The organism is Mesorhizobium sp. P5_C1 (assembly GCF_054049815.1).
The window spans coordinates 1-3150 of record NZ_JBFULQ010000599.1 but is presented as its reverse complement, the minus strand read 5'-3'; the positions used below and the strand labels follow the sequence as shown (position 1 = coordinate 3150).

3 protein-coding genes are annotated in these 3150 nt (G+C 61.1%); all 3 read right to left on the bottom strand.

Features of this window, described 5'->3' with window-relative positions:
* Positions 1 to 670, bottom strand: a 670-nt coding sequence (locus ACXJ7R_RS28585) for an aldehyde dehydrogenase family protein (RefSeq protein WP_457154754.1), incomplete at its 3' end; no start/stop codon positions are given.
* Between the two features lie 53 nt (positions 671 to 723).
* Entirely contained in the window at positions 724 to 2388 is a 1665-nt protein-coding gene (locus ACXJ7R_RS28580) for an FAD-dependent oxidoreductase (RefSeq protein ID WP_457154753.1), read from the bottom strand.
* Between the two features lie 30 nt (positions 2389 to 2418).
* On the bottom strand, positions 2419 to 3150 hold a 732-nt coding region (locus ACXJ7R_RS28575; RefSeq protein ID WP_457154752.1), incomplete at its 5' end, for an ABC transporter permease.

Sequence of the window (3150 nt, the reverse complement as noted above, 5' to 3'; positions counted from 1 at the left end):
GCACCGAACCGGTGAACGATACCTTGCGTATGATCGGGGAGGCGATCAGATACGATGAAATCTCGGCAGGTATACCGAACAGCATGGATATCACGCCCTTGGGAATCCCTGCATCGTCCAGCGCCTGGACGATCGACATGGCACTGGCTGGCGCTTCTTCGGGTGGTTTGAGAATGCACGAGCAACCCGCGGCCAATGCCGCGCCCAGCTTTCTGGCCGGATTGACGGCTGGAAAATTCCAGGGCGCGATCGCCAGCACCGGGCCGACTGGTTCCTTGACCACGAATTGCTGCATCCCTTCGATGCGCGAGGGTATGATCCTGCCGTAAGCCCGGCGCCCCTCCTCGGCAAACCATTCCAGAGTCTGCGCAGCGGCTTCCGCCTCGATACGGGCCTCGGCCAGAGGTTTGCCTTCTTCGAGCGTGATCAGACGCGCGATGCTCTCACCCCTTTCCCGAACGATTGCGGCCGCGCGGCGGATGATATCGGAACGGTCAAGGGGCGAACGTCTCCGCCATAGCTCGAAGCCGGTTGCCGCCGCCGCTAGAGCGGCATCCATGTCGGCCTGAGTTGCCACGGGCAGGTTGCCAAGAACGGCCTCGGTCGCGGGATTGAAGACCGGTATTGACTCACGATCGCCTCGCTCATGCCATTCGCCGCCGATCAGCAAGCGCAGATCGGGATAGGATTGAACCGCTGAAACGGTCCTCTGAGGGTTGTTGGTCATGCTGCCTCGTGCTGTATGGCCATTCCGCAAATAAGCTGGATAAGACCGAGCGGATCAGTCGGTGCGGTATCACCCCGCCAGGCGACATGCTGGTCGGGCCGCGAGAGGACCAAGGCCTTGTCGTAGACGCCAGCAGCGTCCTCCGCCGTGACATCGAGCAACCGGACAGGAACAGCGATCGCGTTCGCTGCGGCCAAGAATGTGGTCACGTCAATCGAAGGATCAAAGCGAAGCAGCGTGTAATCGGGACCCATCGCGTCGTAGAGCGAGCGGCCATCGTCGAGCCAGACGTGAGGGGTCCGGCAGCCCGGAACCGTGGACGGTGTGAAGTCGGCCATGCCGTAGGCAGGTGGTTTTTCTCCGTCATAGGCGATGATGGGGGATTGGTCATAAAAATAGCCAAAGTTCAGCCCGCCGCAGCAATATTGCTGAACGTTGAGGTCATAGGCGAGTTTGCCAAGCGCGGCTCTTGCTCGCTGGCCCTCGGCGTCGTCATCATCGATGTTGTCAGGAACGTCGCCGCGTTGCTTCGACAACGCCAGCGCATGGTTCATCGCAAAATGCGACACCTGCTCGGTGATGGGCAGCCGCTCTTTCTCATGGGCGTCGACAATGGATGCCGGCGCCCAGCCGTTCAGGTGAGCGGCGAGCAGCCAGGCGAGGTTTGCAGCGTCGGCGATGCCGGCATTCATGCCGTACCCGGCCATCGGCACCCATAGATGGGCCGCGTCGCCGCAGATGAAGACGCGCCTGTCGCGGAACTTGTCGGCTACCAGGCGCCGACCGATCCAGTCTTCCTTGCTAAGAATTTCGTACGCGAAATCAGGACCGACGCCGAGGATGGTTCGCAACGCCCAGTCGCGGTCGATGGCTTCAAAGTCTTCCTCGCCCGGCCTGAGATAGTTGTGAACCAGCCACTTCTCCTTGCCGTCGATCGCATAGACATTGCCGGAACGCTGCGGGTTGAGGGAGAATGTCGCCCAAGCGGGCTTCAGGTTGCTGAGCGACAGCAGCGACGGCGCTCTGATATAAGTGGACTGGACGCGCTGCACGACCGCCGTACCGGAAAGCTTGGCGCCAATCGCCTTACGCACGCCCGAACGCGAGCCATCGCAGCCAACCATATAGCGAGCGCGAATGGAGATGGTCTCGCCCGTATCGAGCAGCCGCCCCGTTGCCTGAACGCCATCGTCATCCTGGGTGAAATCATTGATCTGGACACGGTTGAGCAAGGAGAGATTCGGCATCGCCGCGGCATGGGCGAACAGCACCGGTTCGATATAGATTTGGTTGATCCGGTGCGGCGGCTCCGGCGTCGGCCACCATGTGTCAGGGCCGCCGGTCGCCGTATAGCGGTCCTTCCGGCACGGAATTTCGATGCGCGACAATTCCTTGCCGGTGAAGCTCACTCGGTAGGAAATGTCGTTGGAATAGTCGGCCGGCAAGCCGGTTTGCCGCAGCTTTCCGGCAACGCCCAAGCGGCGGAAAATCTCCATCGAACGAGCTGCTATGTGATTGCATTTGACACTCGGCGGCTCCCCCTCATGCCGCATTTCCACCACCAGCGTCTCCACGCCGCGCGACGCGAGATCCATGCCGAGGGTGAGGCCGACCGGGCCGCCGCCGACGACAAGCACCTGTGTTTCTATCGTTCGTGTCATTGCGAATGAATACCTATGGGATTGAAGTGATCAGGCGATCGTCGCCGCCAGACGCCGGCTGCGACGCTGCAGCATCAGGATCACAGCCATTAAAGCGACCGAAATCAGGATCATCAGCGAGGCAGCCGCCGTGATCGTAAGGCGAAAGCCGTCGACACTGGCGGTGAGCATCTGGCGCGGCAGGGTGCGCTGTTCGGGTCCGGCCATGAACAGCGCGATGACGACGTCATCGAACGAAGCGGAAAATGCAAACAGTGCGCCGCTGACCACGCCCGGAAGAATGAGTGGCAAGGTGATCCTGCGGAAGATGAGCAAGGGCGGCGCGCCGAGGCTGGCACCGGCACGCAGATAATCCGGATTGAATCCAGAAAGACTGGCCGAGACCGTCACGATGACGAAGGGCACCGCGATCGCCGTATGCGCCAGAATGAGTCCGATATAGGTGTTGTTGAGCAGGAACGGTGCCGACGCGTAGTAGACAGAAACGCCGGTGATGATGACGGGCACCATCATGGGCGAGATCAGCAGTCCGACCAGCAGGCTCTTGCCGCGGAACGTCGCTTTCCACAGGCCGAAGGCCGCTGGCACGCCCAGAGCCATGGCAAGCGCCGTCGCACACGCGCCGACCAGCAATGAGTTGACAAGAGAGCGGATCCAGAAGGGTGAGGTGAACAGATCCTGATACCAGCGCAAGCTCAACCCATCGAGGGGGAAGCGAAAGAAGCTGCCGGAGTTGAAGGACAGCGGCAGGAAAATCAGGAT